Raw genomic sequence first — 17,977 nt, forward strand, 5'->3', positions numbered from 1 at the left:
AAATAAGGGGGATGGTTAACCATCTCGCCTTATTAAACAGCTTCTACGAAACCGTCTTGTTCAGCTTGAACAGCGATATCTTGACCACGGCCTGAGTTAGCGGCTGCAGCAACAGATGAAGTGTACAAACGAATTGCACGCATCGCATCATCGTTACCAGGAACGATATAGTTAACGCCATCTGGTGCAGAGTTAGTATCAACAACTGCAACAACTGGGATACCTAGGTTGTTTGCTTCTTTAATAGCGATATGCTCATGGTCAGCACCGATAACGAATAATACGTCAGGTAAGCCGCCCATGTTTTTGATTCCGCCTAAAGATTTTTCTAACTTGTCTAACTCGCGTGAGCGCATTAACGCTTCTTTCTTAGTTAGCTTGTCGAAAGTACCGTCTACAGACTGGCTTTCTAGCTCTTTAAGACGCTTGATTGACTGACGAACAGTTTTCCAGTTTGTTAACATACCGCCTAACCAGCGGTGATCAACATAATACTGGTCACAAGAAATTGCAGATTCTTTGATAGCTTCGCCAGCAGCGCGCTTAGTACCTACGAATAAAACTTTACCTTTTTTAGAAGCAACATTGCTAATGAAAGCTAAAGCTTCATTGAACATTGGTACAGTGTGCTCAAGGTTGATGATGTGTACACCGTTGCGAGCACCGAAGATGAAAGGCTTCATCTTTGGGTTCCAGTAACGTGTTTGGTGACCGAAGTGAACACCAGCCTGAAGCATTTCGCGCATTGTAACTGTAGTCATTTTATTTACCTTAATGTAATAAAGGGGTTAGACCTCCACGCATCCCATTTCTCGACCCTTAGCAACCTATTATGGCTTTAAGAGCACCCCGAAAAATGTGCCGATACGTGTGTGATTTAGTATTTAAGTTAATTGCCATGTATAATAGCCGCAAATTTTGACAGTTTGTTGAAAATAGAAAATTTCAGCTACTCAAAAGTAGAGACTTTTTCTATAAAGTTCCACAAACAGCAAACAAGAACTTACACATAACGGCGCGCTTTATACCATAAACAGCTATCAAATACAAATTTTTGCGTGTAATTGATGACTAAAAACGTGCCTTTTTTGAACGTTAAAAACCAAGAGAAGATTCATGAGTATTGTGATTAAGAATGCCGACGAAATTGAAAAAATGCGCGCAGCGGGTAAACTCGCAGCCCAAGTTCTGGAAATGATCGTGCCACACGTTGTTGTGGGCGCGACAACTGATCAGTTAAATGCAATTTGTGCTCAATATACTGAAGAGCAAGGTGCTATTTCAGCGCCGCTTAATTATCATGGTTTTCCTAAGTCGATTTGCACTTCAGTCAATAATACTATTTGTCATGGCATCCCTTCTGATTACGTATTAAAAAACGGTGATATATTAAACATTGATATTACAGTGATAAAAGACGGTTATCATGGCGATACCTCAAAGATGTTTTTAATTGGCGAAGTGAGCCCTAAAGACAAACGCTTGTGCCGTATTGCACAAGAAAGTCTCTACCTTGCAATCCGTCAAGTGCGTCCAGGTGCAAAATTAGGTGAAATTGGTACAACCATCGAAAAATTCATCAAGGCAAGCAAATCAGGACTTGATAAGTATTCTATCGTGCAAGATTATTGTGGTCATGGTATTGGTTCAGGCTTCCACGAAGAGCCGCAAGTTGTCCATTATAAAAATAATGACAAAACCGTGATTAAACCCGGTATGTGTTTCACTATTGAACCTATGATTAACGCTGGTCGTCACACATCGATATTAGATAAAAATGACAACTGGACTGTGACTACCTCAGATGGTAAAAATTCGGCTCAATGGGAGCATACGCTACTCGTCACCGAAACCGGTGTTGAAGTGCTTACCTTACGCGACGAAGAAGATTTTCCGAGAATCATTAACTTTTAACTCTTAATCAGTCAAGGATATCAATGAATACCGCGCTGGCAGCTAAAAATACTTTACTTGAACTTAACCAGCGCTTAGTTGAGCAATATAAAGCGAAACATCCTATCGCAGACATTGTTAGCCAACGCAGCGCATTTATAGATAACTTGCTCCAAAATGCTTGGGTTGATTGTCAATTAGACCAATATTCGATGACGTTAATTGCAGTAGGTGGGTATGGACGGGGTGAGCTACTGCCCTATTCTGATGTCGATTTATTGTTTTTAGTTGAACAAGATGAAATATGCCAAAACACCCAGGCTAAACTCAGCGAACTGATCACCTACCTTTGGGATGCAGGGCTTGAAATTGGCCACAGTGTCAGAACTGTTGCGCACACCATTGAGCAAGGCAAAGCTGACATTACCATAGCCACCAACTTAATTGAAGCGCGCTTTTTGTGCGGTAACACGCAATTATTTGATGTGTTATATCAACGCATTCGCCAGGATGACTTTTGGCCTTCAGCTGATTTTTATAATGCCAAAAAAGAAGAGCAAACTCTTCGTCATTCAAGAGCGAGTGCCTTTGACCTCGAACCTAATATTAAGACTTGCCCAGGCGGGCTTCGAGATATTCAAACCATCGCCTGGGTGGCTATGCGACATTTTGATGCGGCCAACTTAACCGAGTTAGTTGAGCACGATTTTCTTGAGCCATCAGAGCTGGAAGAGCTTATAGAGTGCCAAAATTACCTGTGGGAAATTCGCTTTGCTTTGCACATTAGTGCTAATCGTAATGAAAACCGCTTATTATTCGACTTGCAACGACAAGTCGCCAGCCTGTTGGGTTATCAAGATGCGACTCAGCTAGCTGTAGAACAAATGATGAAACGCTATTATCGCACAGTAAGGCGAATAATGGAGTTGAATCAAATGCTGTTGCAACTATTCAAACGAGCAACACTGGGGCATATTAAAGCGCTTGAAATTCAAAAAATTAATGATAATTACCAACGTCGCGGTCATTACATTGAAGTATTGAACGATGAATTATTTAGCCAATATCCAGAAGAAATTTTGCGTTTATTTTTGCATTCAATTAGAAACTCTAATATTGAAAATATTTATGCCCCAACATTACGCTTATTGAGAAAAGCTCGCCGCAGCTTAACGGGTCCACTGCAAGATAATGCCGCTTGTCGTAAAGTGTTTATGGAAATATTAAAACACCCTCGCGGTATTATTGCGTTTTCGATGATGCATAAACACGGTATTTTATCATCATATCTTCCCGCTTGGAGAAGCATTGAAGGACAAATGCAGTTTGACCTATTCCATGCCTACACTGTAGATGAGCATACCCATAGATTATTACTGAACATTGAGCGCTTCTCACAAGCCGAGCAAAAAGATGAGTTTCCACTTGGCGCGGTACTGATTAACCAGTTGCCCAAAAAAGGCTTACTCGTATTAGGTGCTATTTTTCATGACATAGCGAAAGGCCGCGGCGGCGATCACAGTAAACTCGGAGCCCAAGATGCGCTCGATTTTTGTAAACTGCACGGCTTAAATGATCATGACGGCCGTTTAGTTGCCTGGCTTGTGGAAAATCATTTAGTGATGTCTATAACCGCTCAAAGACGGGATATTTCAGACCCCGATGTAGTGGCAGCCTTTGCCGATAAAGTGCACGATGCCGCGCACTTAAGTTATTTGTATTGTTTAACTGTCGCTGACATTTGCGCGACCAATGAAAAAACCTGGAATAATTGGAAAGGCTCTCTGCTGCGGGATTTATACTTCTCGACCCAGCGAGTGCTGGCAAGAGGTAAAGAAAAGCCAGTAGATGAACAAGCTAGAGTTGACGAAGTTCAGGCTAAAGCGCAAAAAGAACTGTTTCGTCGTGGCCTAAAAGATAAAGATATGCAGGCATTATGGAGTCGATTTAAGCCTGAGTATTTTTTACGTCACCAACCTAATCAAGTCGCATGGCATACCGAAGCTATTATTAAACATAACCAAGATGAACCCTTGGTATTAATGTCAAAACACACCACCCGTGGTGGCACTGAATTATTTGTTTACAGCAAAGATAGGCCCAAACTATTCGCCACCGTAATGACTGTTTTGGACAATAAAAACATCAACGTACATGATGCAAATATCATGACGTCAATTGATAATTTTGCACTAGACACTTTCGTTATTTTAGAACAAGATGGCGAGCCTATTTTACAGCTGTCACGCATACAGAGTATCAGAAAGGCGCTTGAAAAAGCCCTTGCAAATGAAAACCCTAAATTACCTAAATTTAGAAAACTTGCGCGAATAATGAAGCCCTTTAATGTGCCTACGCAGGTCAGTTTCTTACCGAGTATTCGTCAAGATACCAGTATGATGGAACTAATAGCGCTTGATTCGCCAGGGTTATTAGCAAAAGTGGGTGATATTCTTTACCGCTGTGAAGTGACTTTATTAGCAGCCAAGATCACCACCATTGGCGAACGGGCTGAAGATTTTTTCATCTTACAAACACAAGATGGCCAGGCGCTAAATGAAGCGCAACAACAACATTTATCTTATGCGCTACATGTAGCGTTGAATCAATCTAGTTAACTAATATGATATTGGGAGAGTTCCATGGAGGCATTACGCCAACGAATAGAGGCGGCATTTGAAGCACGTCAAACTATCACCCCTAGCACGGTAGAGCCAAGTGTACGTGCTGACGTAGAGACAGTGATAAACATGCTTGATAAAGGTCAAGCACGTGTGGCTGAAAAAATCGATGGCGAATGGCATGTTCATCAGTGGTTAAAAAAAGCAGTATTATTATCATTCCGTATTTTTGATAACGGTGTTATCGAAGGTGGTGACACTAAATATTTTGATAAAGTGCCACAAAAGTTTGCTGACTATGATGAAGCACGTTTTAAAGCTGAAGCTATCCGCGTTGTCCCGCCAGCAACGGTCCGTAAAGGCTCATTTATCGGTAAAAATACCGTATTAATGCCATCATACGTTAACTTGGGTGCCTATGTTGATGAAGGTACTATGGTTGACACCTGGGCAACAGTTGGCTCATGTGCACAAATTGGTAAGAATGTTCATTTATCAGGTGGTGTTGGCATTGGTGGTGTATTAGAGCCATTACAAGCAGGACCAACTATTATTGAAGATAACTGCTTTATTGGTGCCCGCAGTGAAATCGTTGAAGGTGTTATTGTTGAAGAAGGCAGTGTAATTTCAATGGGTGTTTATATTGGTCAAAGCACACGTATTTTTGATCGCGAGACCGGTGAAGTGCATTATGGTCGAGTCCCTGCTGGCTCTGTAGTCGTTTCTGGTACCCTACCGTCAAAATGCGGCACTTACAGCCTATACGCCGCAATTATTGTCAAAAAAGTAGATGCTAAAACCCGTGGAAAAGTCGGTATTAACGAGTTATTACGTATTGTTGATTAATTTAGAACATCAACTAGCATGTTCTATTCTGGTTAACAAAAAAGGCTCTTAGGAGCCTTTTTTAATTCTTTAAAATCAAATGCATCTGTTTCTTAACATTTAACTTTGCATCGAACGCTCTTCATCCAGCTCATTCATCAATGCATTGGCTAAAATTTTCCATGTCACAATGCCGATAACTTGATTATCAATATTTTGTACCACTAGATAATCAGTATTGTTTTTTTCCATTAAAATTTTGGCGTCTTTTAAAATCGTGTTAGCGGCAATAATATTAATTTTATGCTCCATTACCTGGTGAGCACGTTTATTGAGCAAACTACGGTCAACCAATCGTTCTGCTGCAGTATCTAAAAAGGGGCTATGCCAAAAAGCTAACGTCTTTTTATCGATAACACCTATGGGTGAACGACTTTTTTCTGACAAAACCACAGCGACATTCATTTTCGCCTTATTTAACATGTTTTGTGTATGCTCAAGTGTATAATACTCCTCAATGATAACCGCTGGATCCAATGATAAACTGCCAACATATTCAGCTGTTTTAAGATCGTGAATAGCCAGAATATCTAAACAAGCATCAACCACATGGGCATCAAATATCTTGCCTCGGCCTTCCATTAATACATCATTTAACGCTGCCATTCCCATAGACGGTCGATAAGGTCGATGGCTTAAAATAGAGTCAGCAACATCCGCAACAGCGATAATTTTGGCTTCAAGAATAATGTCTTTCTCTTTTAAGCCATAAGGATAACCTGAACCATCTAGGCGCTCATGGTGTTGTAGAATCATCTGTTTAATGGGCCAGGGGAATTCGACTTCATCAACAATTAACGCTCCTTGCACAGGATGCTGCTTAACTAGCTCATACTCAATTGCCGTCAATCTGGAAGGTTTAGCGAGAATTTGACTTGGTATGGCAAGCTTTCCAATATCATGAATTAATGCCCCTAACTTTAATCCCTCTAGTTGATCAGCAGGTAAGCCCATTTTTTCACCCATTAAATAACTTAGCTGCGCGACTGATTTTTGATGGCCTGCGGTATAAGCATCTTTTAGCTCTAAGGCTTCTGAAATCGCACCAACAAGCTGCACTAGAATGTGAGTCATTTTCTCTTTTTGATCTTTGATAATGACTGACTGTTTAGACATTGCATTAATAGTGCGAGGCAACTCGACACAGTGCCAAAGAATCGTGGCGTAAATACTGAGCGACTTAGCATCTACATGAGTATAAGATTTGTCCCTATTACCCACACCAATAATACCAACCACTTTTTTACGATATCGAATAGGCACACAGAGGTGATTCTTGAATGCAAAATAGCCATCTTTTTGCATTCTCACTGAATTATCTTGGGGCTCATTATCAATTGTCGCTTGCTTGGTTTTAATCGTTTCAGCCCAAAGTCCTGAATCTGCGAGATATTGCTGATTATCTGGAATGGCAAAAAACTGCTTCACTTTATCGGTCCACGCTGTGCGAACAATTTTATTATGCTTTTCATCATAAATGTGTAAATAGCCCACTTGACTATGGGTAAGTGCAAGACCTTGTTGCAGTGCCGTTTTGAATACCACATCGGATTTGGCTGTAATAACAGCCTCAATTTGTTGTAACCAATCATCGCTCGACTGAATGGCTAAATTGTAATCAGGGTGGAGTTCCATTAGCCATTTTTTCATCTAAATCTAATTGGGTTAACACCATGCACCAGTGGTCAGCACTGTCGTCAATTGGCAATATAATAGCCTGTTGTGCATGGCCTCGTTCATCAATAAAGTGCAACAGCTGTTTTGTGGTTCGATTAGTTAAATCAATCAAGGTTAATTCTAGGGTTGGAAACGCGGCTGACATGGGCTGTTTTAAGATAGAGGCGATGGGTTTCTTAACTTGTGAATATAAAGCTTCACTTAATTTTACTATCTCTAAGCGATGATTGAACATAGCCCATGACAATTCGAGCCCTTTAGGTAGCTCAGCGTGTTTCAAAAAAAAGTCGTTCTTTTGACGCATTCTGTACAATCCTTGTCTATTTATACCCTCTACTTATCTTAGCCTATAAATTATTTTTGGCTAATAATTTATAATAAAACAGTTATTTAGCCCTATAAAAAAGCCTACATTTTATTGTAGGCTTGATATTTGAGTAAAATATTAACTGTTAAAATACGACTGTTTTATTACCATAAACGACCACTTGTTCGTTCAGGACTAATTGCAGAGCTTTACTGAGTACACTTTTCTCCACATCTCTACCTTGATGAGCGAGCTCTTCTGCACTGTAGCTGTGATCAACAGAAATAACATCCTGCTTAATAATAGGCCCTTCATCTAAACAGTTATTAACAAAATGGGCTGTCGCACCAATAATTTTCACCCCTCGGTCCCAAGCTTGTTTATAAGGTGAAGCACCTATAAATGCGGGTAAAAATGAATGGTGAATATTAATAATTCTGTCTGGAAATTGTGTCACAAATTCAGGTGTTAATACCCGCATATATTTAGCTAAGACAAGATAATCCGCTTCGTAGGGCTTAATTTTCTCCAGCATCGCCTGCTCATGTTCTTCGCGATTTAACCCTTCATGACTTACATAATGAAAAGGAATATCAAATTTTTCAGTTAAATTTTGCAACACATCATAATTCCCTACTACGGCTGCAATTTCTACATCTAAACCACCGTAGTATGACTTCATTAATAAATCACCTAAACAATGTGCCTCTTTTGTTACCATTACCACGATTCGTTTTTTACCCGCATCGACTAGTTTTAAATGGTTTTTAGCGGGTAATACGGCTTTTAATGCACTGATAAATTCAGCATCATTAATCTTGCCATCTAATACTGTGCGCATAAAAAATCGCCCCTGAGCATGATCAACAAACTCAGTATTTTTAATCACATTCAGATGATGGGCAAAACACACGCCGGTTATTTTTGCAATTAGCCCTTGAGCGTCTGCACAGTCAATAATGAGGATTTTTCTGGTTACTGTCGATTGCGCAATGTGGTCGTTCGAAGTCGTTTCGGATAATGCCATAGCTAAATCTCTACTAAAAATGTCTTTACTCGAGTCTGCCATTAAACTGCCATGATTTGGTAACTTTTATACTGAAATTGAATAAATTTTCACTAAAAAAAGTCTAAACTAAACATTAAGCATAAAAAGTGATGGATTATTATCAAAAATGAAGCTTATCGACGGGAGTCTATGTATTTTTGTAAAAGTTTTCTGAGGGTTTCTGCTTTTGTGCCATAGACCACTTGCACGCCTTTACCAACCACCACGACCCCTTTTGCTCCTAAACGGACTAAACGTGCTTTATCAATTAAAGCTGAATCAATTACGCTAACTCTTAATCGCGTTAAACATGCTGACAGCTCAATAATATTATCTCGCCCGCCTAAACCTGCCACCATCCCCCTTAAACTTTCTTTTTGTTGGGGTAAAGCGCTAGAAGGAGTCAGCCTTCCTGGGGTTTTCAAATTAAAGCCTATAATACTAATACGAAACAAACTGTAATAAACAACGGCCGTTAATGGACCTAGTATCATAAACCAGAAACTATTACTGGATTGGGGAAACAATAAACTAAAATCCACTAATCCATGGGAAAATACAATGCTGTGGTGAACATCGAGCAGTATACAAATACTGTAGGCCACACCCGTTAACACCGCATGTACCAAAAAAAGCAAAGGGGCTACAAACATAAAAGCAAACTCAATGGGCTCGGTAACACCGGTCAGCCAACTTGCCATACCTGCAGATAACATAATACCCGCCACTCGATTTCGTTCAGTTTTGTCCGCACAACGCCATATGGCGAATGCCGCAGCAGGTAAGCCCCACATTTTAATTAAATAGCCTCCAGCAAGATTACCCGCCATGGGATCACCAGCTAAATATCGACCGACCTCACCACGTACCAGTTGTCCATCATGCCAAAAATAACCAAACTCTAAGTAAAATGGCGCATTCCATATGTGGTGTAGTCCTAATGGGATCAGTAAACGCTCAACAAAACCATATAATCCAAATGCAACCGAAGGTTCTTGATAAACTGCCCAATTAGATAGCATTTCTATATTTGACGATAAGGGAGGCCAAATAAAAGCAAGTACGCTTGCCAGTATCATAGCTAAAGGCAAAATAATTAAGGGTGCGCTTCGCCGACCTTCAAAAAATGAGAAGATAGCTGGTAAGGTTAACTTTTCACTCATCTTAACCGCGATATAGGTTATAGCACCGACCAACATGCCACCCGCTATACCAGTATCTATGGTTTCGATACCCCACATTGGCCTTGAGGGTAATTGATAAAGTGAACTCAGTGCGCCCATGGTTGAGATAAACACACCAAACCCGAAAACGGCAGAAAAAGCGGCAAGCCCCTGATCTTTACAAAATCCAATTGCTATCGCGACAGCAAAAAGCAGTGGCATCATAGTAAAAATTAGGTGACCGACGGAAGAAAAAATTAAATTAACGGCTTCAGGAATGAAGGGTAAGGGATTAGCCGTGATACCCAGCATAACCCCAGCGGCTGGTAGTATAGCAATCGGGATCAATAAAGCCTGGCTTAATCGCTGTGCGAACTTAAACCATTGCTGGGTAATGACGTGTTTAGAAAATTTACCTATAACATGTCTGCATTAGCTGCGGCTTGCCAAGTTGTTAGCCATTGAACTGCATCTAACTCAGGTTCCATGGTTTCTGTGGCATCTATTTCCAATCTAGGGGTTAATGCCTGTGCGCCAAGCTCATTTAATAGCTCATCAAACTGTTTTGCTGCGCCGCAAAAAGTGTCATAACTTGAATCACCTAGACCAACAATGCTGTATTTCAATTTTGGTAAATAGGGCGCGGCAGATTTCATTTGTGTAAACCAAGGTTGAATATCTTCCGGTAAATCACCTTGGCCTGTGGTTGAGCAAACAATAATAAGATAATCAGATTCGGCAGGAATAAATCCTGCTAGCTCATCTGGTTGCTTTAAGGTGGTTGTAAAACCCATCTCAGTAATTTTTTTTGCTAATGTTTCAGCGGTAAATTGCGCACTGCCATAAACAGTACCAAAAACAAGATTAACATTTGCCACTACTTCATCCTTCCTGTGCCATGATTTAAAAATCAATTAGATTATAACTAACATACTGTATAAATTTGCTTTGTAGCAAGTGGGTTTTATTGATGAATTTAAATAAGCATACTGGCTTCAGTATCTAAATCGTTCCACCCCAGTAAACTGAAAAGATCTAACCACTCTTGCTCTAACTCAGTCTCTATGTGCATTCGCTCACCCGTTATTGGGTGGGTAAATTGCAAGCTTTTAGCAATAAGCCATAAGCGGTTGACGCCAAAATGCTCACGCCCGAATTTGTTTTGTTTACCATCGCCATGGGTGGTATCACCAATAATAGGATGACGTAAATGGGCCATATGGCGACGCAATTGATGCTTTCGGCCTGTTTTAGGTGTGAGCTTGACTAATCCGAAACGACTGGTTGGATAACGACCTGAACTAAATGGGATTTCACTATTAAGTAGCGGCTGATAAAAGGTCACAGCATCTTGAGCGGGTTTATCCGCAGCTGCAAATTTGTCAGCAACATCATCAAGTTCAACTCTTAAAGCATAGTCGAGCTCACCGCCATCATGCATATTACCGCGCACTAAAGCCAAATAGCGTTTAGTCACGGTATGATTTTCAAATTGCTCACATAAATTACGTGCACATTCACTGCTTTTGGCAAATAACAACACGCCAGATGTGGGGCGGTCTAAGCGATGAACTGGAAAAACATGGCAGCCAACGAGATCCCGGGTAAGTTGCATAGCAAAAAAACGTTCTTTACGCGCCAAGTAGCTACGATGCACTAACAAGCCTGCGGGTTTGTGAATAGCGACAATGTGTTCATCTTCAAATAAAACTGCTAATTCTGGGGGGCTTTGTTGCTCTTCATCAGCATTTAACGTCTGATCACCCTCTTGTTCTGGCTCAATATCAGCCATTAAAAGGTCATATAAATTGGAGTCGCTCATAGTCATTAGGTCGCTTATTGTCACCAGCCTGCACTAATATTGATTAGTTAACAGTTGGTCAAATTGATCCAATAGTGCAATTATCTCTTGTCTGTCAGGTCGCGCTTGCCACACCTGTTGCGCCATTGGCGCAATCGCCATTTGGCTAGGTAACGAGCTTTGCGTGTCGATTAATTGCTGCATTTTAGGAATAAAAATAAATTGTAACCATTGCTCAAATGCTAAGGTATCGCATGCAAATGGAGCCGTACTTGCCAGCGCTATAGTGGAAGGAGGCGTTAATGACCATAGACCTAACAACTTGAGTTGCTGCTCTAATTTTACTAAAAAAGTCAGGCTCGCTTCATAAAGCATATATAATGGCTCAAATACAATGGCAAAGGTTGAATATGATAACATTAGCCACCATTAATACCCACATATTGCCACGTTTTGTATAGCGAGTCCCCATGACAGAAATCACCACCCTTAGCCAATTTCTTGCCACAGCTAACACTCAATTCCAGGTTTATGATTTAGGCAGAAGAGTACAAAATATCGATATGATGGCATTTCATCAAATTGAGTCATTGGTTGCCCCATACCCTTATCCCATTCAAGGCCATGCGCAGTTTGCGATAGTTTTTTGGCAGCAAAGCCAACAACCATACATTTGGTTTATTAAGCTTGCCCTTGATGAACAGGGATTACTCTCCCCCGCGCCAAGACAACAATTTATAAAGATGATTTTAGAGGCGTTAGGCCGAGATCCGACGCAAGACCTAACGGATGAACAGCAGCAACAATTGGCAAACCACCCATTCAGCTTTAAGCCCAATCAACATAAATTGGCTATTTTTAATGCCTTAGTCAAAAAACAACTGGGTGAGCAAGCCTCAAATCAATATGAAATTGCAGCCCAGTATCTTGCCGGGCAAATGCCGCCACAACAATGGCAGCAAATTGGTATGCAAGGTTTAGCAGATGTATGCGTGAGAATGTCATCATTTGACCACCAACAGGATATTATTAACATCTTGCCGCAGGCCCCTGTAGAAGTACAAGCGGCATTATGTAGTTGCTTTGAACACCTGCCGATTGAACAGCCCTTAGCTGACGTATTGGTAACATTATTGGATCAGTCTCCAGTAGAATATAAGGGGCTATTTTTAAAAGCGTTGGCATCAAATACAAAACTCAGTCAACAGGCAATACATAGATTAAATGCTCAAGATCAACTTGATGAAACTATGCTAATCACAATAGCAGCGCGTAATTGGTTAGCATTGAAAGATGACACCACCCGCAAATTCTTTTTAGAAGCGCTGGCAAAACAGCCACAAAGCTTTTTTAATCAAGTTTTTGCTGATATTGTTGCCATACCAAGCTTGCGTAATGCTTTACTAACAGATTTGCGTAATCCAGATCGCAGCGAACAACTCTCCCTCGCCATTGGCGGTTTATTTAAGGCAACAAGCCTATGATGTCTGATTTTTTAATAATGGCGGCACTGATTGTCACCGCAGCTTTCTTCTGGCAGTTACGCAATATGGCTGAACTGAGCCGCGTTTTCGCTGAGCAGGCTTGTGGCAAACAAAAAGTGCAGCTACTTGCAATCGCTATGGAATCTGCTCGCCCAAGTTTAGGCGGGCAAACTGGCTTATGTTGGCGAGCTAAGTTTATGTTTGAATTTAGCACTGATGGGATGAATCAATATCAGGCGCATATTAATATGCATGGAAAAAGAGTTACTAAAATAGACTGGCCGATTTTCCCTGAACCTGAATGGTTTGATGCACCAATGTCACAGGGAAAATTTGGCGGCTGCGGCACTAAAACAAGTTGTGATTCAGGTAAGTGTCATTAGCTATCAAACTGATGTTAACAGATTATGTTAACAGACTGAGTTAGACCCATCATGATTCACTCACAAAATGCTATCTTAACGGGTAGCATTTTTGTTTGTGATAATGGTTGGCTAATAGCTGTGGATTCATTCTAGTGCGGTAACGAATTGAAAACTCATTTAAAAAATGCAGACATAAAAAAGCCCCGACGCAGTGTCGAGGCTTTCTTATCCATCACTCAATCTCGATATAAATATCAAAGTGAGTTTAATAATGGTACCCGAGGCCAGACTTGAACTGGCACGCTTATTCAGCGAGGGATTTTAAATCCCTTGTGTCTACCGATTCCACCACTCGGGCAAACTGTGACGAATTGAATTTCAATTCGTAGAATCTATTGTCAACTTAACAACTTAGGTTGCGCCGCTGAACTTGCTGCACACTTTACTGTTTTTTTGAAATCACGCAACTATTAATTTTAATCAAACGATTCAAGTGACTTAAAAAACAACAAACTGAAGTGTTTTTATTCATTAACCGCTAAAAATTAAACAGCAAGTCTAATACCCATGCTTTATTAGGGCGTTGGTGTTATCGGTCACTCGAACTAAGCATGGCAACGCAGTGATGATAAAATAACACCTACCACTATAAAAAAAGGCCGCTAACGCGACCTTCTTTTAATACTAAACAAACTCACAGCTCAATTAGCTACGTTGACGAGTCGGCTTAGCTTTACCAGTGACCACTTTCGTTTTACGCACAGCACGACGAATTTTAGCACTTTTCACTTTCGAGCGTGAAACACTGTGTTTATCGTGTCCGATAAGTGAACGGGTTTCAACGTCTAAGCTAGCCAGCTGACGCAAATAGTTCACTTGGTCTAATGAAAGTTCTAACCACCCGCCACGCGGCAGTGATTTAGGTAATTCAATCATGCCATAGCGAATACGGATCAGGCGGCTTACTTGTATCTCTTGTGATTCCCATAAACGACGCACCTCACGGTTACGACCTTCACGTAATGTCACATGCCACCACTGGTTTATGCCTTCACCACCGGCAGGTTTAACGCTATCGAACATGGCTGGGCCATCTTCTAGTGTCACACCGGTACGTAAACGCTGCACAGCAGCCTCTGGTACTTCACCAAAGGTACGCACTGCATATTCACGCTCAACTTCGTTCGATGGATGCATTAAGCGGTTAGCTAACTCGCCATCTGAAGTAAATAACAATAAACCTGAGGTGTTAATATCTAAACGTCCAACGGCAACCCAGCGTGAGTCACGCATGTTAGGTAAACGTTCAAAAACCGTTGGGCGGCCTTCAGGGTCTTTGCGCGAACAAATTTCACCTTCAGGTTTGTGGTACGCCAACACACGACAAATAACTTCGTCTACTGACTTTAATGCAATCGCGCGTCCATCGATACGTATTTTGGCACTAGCCTCAACACGGTCACCAAGATTTGCAATTTCACCATCAATACTAACTCGGCCTGCAGCAATCCATGCCTCCATCTCACGACGGGAGCCATGGCCTGCACGGGCCAAGACTTTCTGCAACTTTTCGCTCATTAGTATTACTCTTTAGTTTGCTCTTACGAGACTTGCTCTTGCGAGGTTTGTTCCACATTTTGTGGTGCCTGTTGGGCTTTTTCAAACATCGCTTGAAGTGACTCAATATGATTTAGCTCAGGTAAATCAGCTAACTTTTTTAAGCCAAAATAAGATAAAAAATTGATGGTAGTTGCATACAGTGCAGGTCTACCCGGCACCTCTTTATGTCCGACCACTTTTATCCAATGTCTATCAGCTAAACTTTTAATGATGTGACTGCTGATCGCCACACCTCTTATTTGTTCAATATCGCCCCGGGTAACGGGTTGTCGATAGGCAATCACGGCTAAGGTTTCCATGGTTGCACGAGAATACTTTGGCGCTTTTTCTTGCCAGAGTGGCTGTAAAAAAGGACTGAGTATTTCTTGAGTTTGAAAACGATATCCGCCGGCCACTTGCACCAGTTGAACACCGCGCTCTTGGTATTCTTGCTGTAATTCATCTACAGCGACTTTAATTTTAACCCGTGACACGTTGAAATCAGCCAGTACGGTTTCTCTCAACGCTTTAATGGTCATCGGCTTGGCTAATACAAATAAACTGGCTTCGATTAATTGCTTTAATTGAGTCGGGTTTATTTGCATCATGGTTTACACTTATTTAACATTACTTGGCTTTAATATAAATGGTGGCAAAAGGCTCGTTCTGCACCACATCCACTAATAACTCTTTAATCAATTCCATTAACGCTAAAAAACTTACCACCACACCGGCACGGCCTTCTTCAAAATCAAATAACTGCTCAAAATGCAGGTATTCGTTACTGGATAGCTTAGCTAAAATTTGGCTCATTCGCTCGCGGGTGGACAGTTGCTCGCGCTTTACATGGTGATCTTCGCTCGCGTCAATGCGTTTTAGTACCTCACCAAATGCACGTGCTAATTCTAACAAGGTCACATCTGGAGGTACAATAATAGGCTTGATGTTGGGTGCTTTGGCAGCACTGACTTGAAATACATCCCGCTCTAGTCGAGGTAGTTCATCTAAATCGTATGCAGCCTGTTTAATCACTTCATAGGCTTTCAACTGTCGAATAAGTACAACTCTAGGGTCTTCTTCCTCATCATTTTCTGTCACCATTTTAGGCAACAACAAACGTGATTTAATTTCAGCTAAGGTTGCTGCCATCACTAAATAATCGGCTGCTAGCTCAATTCTCGCCTCAGTTAACACTTCAATATAAAGTAAATATTGCTGAGAAATTTGCTGAATGGGTAAATCAACCACATCCAACTTTTGCTTGCGAATTAGGTATAAAAGCAAATCTAGCGGCCCTTCAAATGACTCTAGAAATACCTCTAACGCTTCAGGGGGAATAAACAAATCACTGGGCATAGCGTCTAACGCTTTGCCGCGAACTATGGCTAATGGAAGGCTTTGTTGATGACCCTGCATAGCGCTCCGTTTGTTATGATTATTAGTGCGTAATGACTGTTTCTTCACCCATTTAAACAGGCCCTAAAAGCGAACGCGCGATTATACGCATTAATGCATAAGGATTAAACAATTATATCGCTGATTGCTATTCAAATGCCGCCGTATCGCCAGCACCATAACGTAAAATGTTAATTTCACCTTCTGACATATCAATTACGGTTGTTTGCTTTTCAGGCAAGTAACCACCCAATACGATGCCTTCAACTTGATGCTCAAGAATATCGCGGATATGTTCTGGATCAGACTCAGCATGCTCTTCATTAGGCATCACTAAACTGGTCGACATTAAAGGCTCACCCAAGGCTTCTAATAATGCTTGTAAAATCAAGTTATCCGGCACACGAATACCAATAGTGCGTTTTTTCTCACACTGTAAACGGCGAGGCACTTCTTTACTGGCTTTAAAAATGAAGGTGTATGGCCCTGGAGTGCAGCTTTTTAGCAAGCGATAAGCCTGGTTATCAACTTTTGCAAAATTGGCTAACTCAGACAGATCACGACACATTAATGAAAAATTTTGGTCATTATCAATCTGGCGAATACGAGCCATACGGGTCATTGCATTTTTATCGCCAATCATACAACCCAGTGCATAACCTGAGTCGGTTGGGTAAACGATAACCCCACCCTGCTTTAAAATTTCCACAACTTGATTGATTAATCTAGCTTGTGGGTTTTCTTCATGTATATAAAAAAATTGGCTCATTACCGTTCCATCCAAGATGCTGATTGCCAAACCCAAGTCACTCCTTGGGGTTGATATAAATTTTTACCTAATTCTATCCAGTTGCTTATAAAATGAAAATCACTGCCCAACGAGCCCATTAACTGGTGTTGGTGGCATAAGGCAAGCAAGTTATTTCTGTCATCAATCGTTTGCTGGCCAAGCACGACTTCCATGGCGTCGCCGCCTGCTTCAGCAAAGTCTTTAACAAGTTTTTTAAGCCACTTTGCCGAGAGTTTATAACCGCTCGGATGCGCTAATACAGCAACACCACCCGCTTGATTAATCACGTTGATCGCATTTGCCATATCACCCCAGTTATTAGGAACATAACCTGTTTTACCACGGGCTAAGTAGCGTTTAAAAACACTGGGCATATCGCTAGCATAGCCGTTTTCAGCCAACCATCTGGCATAATGGCCTCGACTTAACGCCGCATCACCGGCAATGGCTTTGGCGCCTTCGTAGGCACCTTCTATGCCTGCTTTGGCTAAGCGTAAACCAATCTCTTGGGCGCGAACTTCACGCAGTTCACGTTGTGATGATAAGAATTCAAGTAACGCAGGCTGGGTTTTATCAATATTTAAACCCACAATGTGGATGTCAAAATTATTCCAACGGGTGGATATTTCGGTACCATCAATCAAATTTAATGGCTGTGCCTGTTGACTGTTAAATGAATGTGCTTCCGCTAGACCATCAATAGTGTCATGATCAGTAATTGACAACATTTGCACGCCTTTTTCAAGCGCGCGGGCAACAAGTTCTGAGGGTGATAACATGCCGTCAGATGCAGTTGTGTGGCTGTGTAAATCGGCCAAGATAGATTCTGTATTCATGCCGATATTGTACTTGATACTCCAAATAAAAGCTTTGTGTATGTGTAAATAAATCGCTAAATAAGAGCAAGATACCGCAATAAAACCATCTATAAGCGAATTTATTAGTCATT

The 17,977-nt window shown here is 41.2% G+C and carries 18 protein-coding genes and 1 tRNA gene; 5 read left to right on the forward strand and 14 right to left on the reverse strand.

The window, feature by feature from the left end; all coding sequences use genetic code 11:
- Positions 1–32: 32 nt before the first annotated feature.
- Positions 33–761, reverse strand: coding sequence for a 30S ribosomal protein S2 (rpsB, locus tag ACRWQM_RS11015; RefSeq protein ID WP_226410305.1), 729 nt, complete (start codon positions 759–761; stop codon positions 33–35).
- Positions 762–1,116: 355 nt separating this feature from the next.
- Here rpsB and map point away from each other — a divergent pair, with 355 nt between their 5' ends.
- From map to dapD, 3 genes are read left to right on the forward strand one after another with little or no spacing between them, the layout of a single operon-like run.
- Positions 1,117–1,914 (forward strand): type I methionyl aminopeptidase, encoded by a 798-nt coding sequence (gene map / locus ACRWQM_RS11020; protein WP_434925822.1) that lies wholly within the window; start codon positions 1,117–1,119, stop codon positions 1,912–1,914.
- 23 nt (positions 1,915–1,937) lie between these two features.
- Entirely contained in the window at positions 1,938–4,511 is a 2,574-nt protein-coding gene (glnD, locus tag ACRWQM_RS11025) for a bifunctional uridylyltransferase/uridylyl-removing protein GlnD (protein ID WP_434930019.1), read from the forward strand.
- A 24-nt stretch (positions 4,512–4,535) separates the two neighbouring features.
- Positions 4,536–5,360: a 2,3,4,5-tetrahydropyridine-2,6-dicarboxylate N-succinyltransferase gene (gene dapD / locus ACRWQM_RS11030; protein WP_235085501.1), complete on the forward strand. Its 825-nt coding sequence runs from the start codon at positions 4,536–4,538 to the stop codon at positions 5,358–5,360.
- 99 nt (positions 5,361–5,459) lie between these two features.
- Here dapD and ACRWQM_RS11035 read toward each other — a convergent pair whose 3' ends face one another.
- From ACRWQM_RS11035 to ACRWQM_RS11065, 7 genes are all read right to left on the reverse strand, one after another.
- Positions 5,460–7,049, reverse strand: a complete 1,590-nt coding sequence (locus tag ACRWQM_RS11035) for an HD domain-containing phosphohydrolase (RefSeq protein ID WP_434930020.1) — start codon at positions 7,047–7,049, stop codon at positions 5,460–5,462.
- On the reverse strand, positions 7,018–7,380 hold the full coding sequence (locus ACRWQM_RS11040; protein ID WP_434930021.1) for a hypothetical protein: 363 nt from the start codon (positions 7,378–7,380) through the stop codon (positions 7,018–7,020). The genes ACRWQM_RS11035 and ACRWQM_RS11040 overlap by 32 nt, the downstream gene beginning before the upstream one ends.
- Positions 7,381–7,528: 148 nt before the next feature.
- Positions 7,529–8,410, reverse strand: a complete 882-nt coding sequence (purU, locus tag ACRWQM_RS11045; protein ID WP_434929002.1) for a formyltetrahydrofolate deformylase — start codon at positions 8,408–8,410, stop codon at positions 7,529–7,531.
- A 155-nt stretch (positions 8,411–8,565) separates the two neighbouring features.
- Positions 8,566–10,014: a PTS transporter subunit EIIC gene (locus ACRWQM_RS11050; protein ID WP_434929000.1), complete on the reverse strand. Its 1,449-nt coding sequence runs from the start codon at positions 10,012–10,014 to the stop codon at positions 8,566–8,568.
- Entirely contained in the window at positions 10,011–10,472 is a 462-nt protein-coding gene (locus ACRWQM_RS11055; RefSeq protein ID WP_226410310.1) for a flavodoxin, read from the reverse strand. Before ACRWQM_RS11055 ends, ACRWQM_RS11050 begins: the two co-directional genes overlap by 4 nt.
- A gap of 98 nt (positions 10,473–10,570) precedes the next feature.
- Positions 10,571–11,416 (reverse strand): tRNA pseudouridine(65) synthase TruC, encoded by an 846-nt coding sequence (truC, locus tag ACRWQM_RS11060; RefSeq protein ID WP_434932024.1) that lies wholly within the window; start codon positions 11,414–11,416, stop codon positions 10,571–10,573.
- A gap of 33 nt (positions 11,417–11,449) precedes the next feature.
- Positions 11,450–11,770 (reverse strand): YqcC family protein, encoded by a 321-nt coding sequence (locus tag ACRWQM_RS11065; RefSeq protein WP_434932025.1) that lies wholly within the window; start codon positions 11,768–11,770, stop codon positions 11,450–11,452.
- Positions 11,771–11,865: 95 nt separating this feature from the next.
- On the opposite strand from ACRWQM_RS11065, the gene ACRWQM_RS11070 reads away from it, so the two are divergent.
- Both ACRWQM_RS11070 and ACRWQM_RS11075 read left to right on the forward strand, forming a co-directional pair.
- Entirely contained in the window at positions 11,866–12,879 is a 1,014-nt protein-coding gene (locus ACRWQM_RS11070) for a DUF3549 family protein (RefSeq protein WP_434930022.1), read from the forward strand.
- A complete protein-coding gene (locus ACRWQM_RS11075; RefSeq protein WP_226410313.1) occupies positions 12,876–13,262 on the forward strand; it encodes a DUF3301 domain-containing protein in 387 nt (128 codons plus the stop codon). The genes ACRWQM_RS11070 and ACRWQM_RS11075 overlap by 4 nt, the downstream gene beginning before the upstream one ends.
- 254 nt (positions 13,263–13,516) lie before the next feature.
- Here ACRWQM_RS11075 and ACRWQM_RS11080 read toward each other — a convergent pair.
- The 6 genes from ACRWQM_RS11080 to rnm all read right to left on the reverse strand — a co-directional run bounded on the left by ACRWQM_RS11080 (position 13,517) and on the right by rnm (position 17,864).
- A tRNA-Leu gene (locus ACRWQM_RS11080) sits at positions 13,517–13,602 on the reverse strand.
- Between the two features lie 347 nt (positions 13,603–13,949).
- Entirely contained in the window at positions 13,950–14,822 is an 873-nt protein-coding gene (rluB, locus tag ACRWQM_RS11085; protein WP_226410314.1) for a 23S rRNA pseudouridine(2605) synthase RluB, read from the reverse strand.
- Positions 14,823–14,845: 23 nt separating this feature from the next.
- A complete protein-coding gene (gene scpB / locus ACRWQM_RS11090; protein ID WP_434932026.1) occupies positions 14,846–15,448 on the reverse strand; it encodes an SMC-Scp complex subunit ScpB in 603 nt (200 codons plus the stop codon).
- 22 nt (positions 15,449–15,470) lie between these two features.
- Complete coding sequence (locus ACRWQM_RS11095; protein WP_434930023.1) at positions 15,471–16,259, reverse strand: segregation and condensation protein A; 789 nt, start codon at positions 16,257–16,259, stop codon at positions 15,471–15,473.
- Positions 16,260–16,386: 127 nt separating this feature from the next.
- On the reverse strand, positions 16,387–17,007 hold the full coding sequence (locus ACRWQM_RS11100; protein ID WP_226410316.1) for an L-threonylcarbamoyladenylate synthase: 621 nt from the start codon (positions 17,005–17,007) through the stop codon (positions 16,387–16,389).
- Complete coding sequence (rnm, locus tag ACRWQM_RS11105; RefSeq protein WP_434930025.1) at positions 17,007–17,864, reverse strand: RNase RNM; 858 nt, start codon at positions 17,862–17,864, stop codon at positions 17,007–17,009. The genes ACRWQM_RS11100 and rnm overlap by 1 nt, the downstream gene beginning before the upstream one ends.
- Positions 17,865–17,977: the final 113 nt, after the last annotated feature.

The organism is Shewanella sp. HL-SH5 (genome assembly GCF_051163755.1).
Classification (GTDB): domain Bacteria; phylum Pseudomonadota; class Gammaproteobacteria; order Enterobacterales; family Shewanellaceae; genus Shewanella; species Shewanella glacialimarina.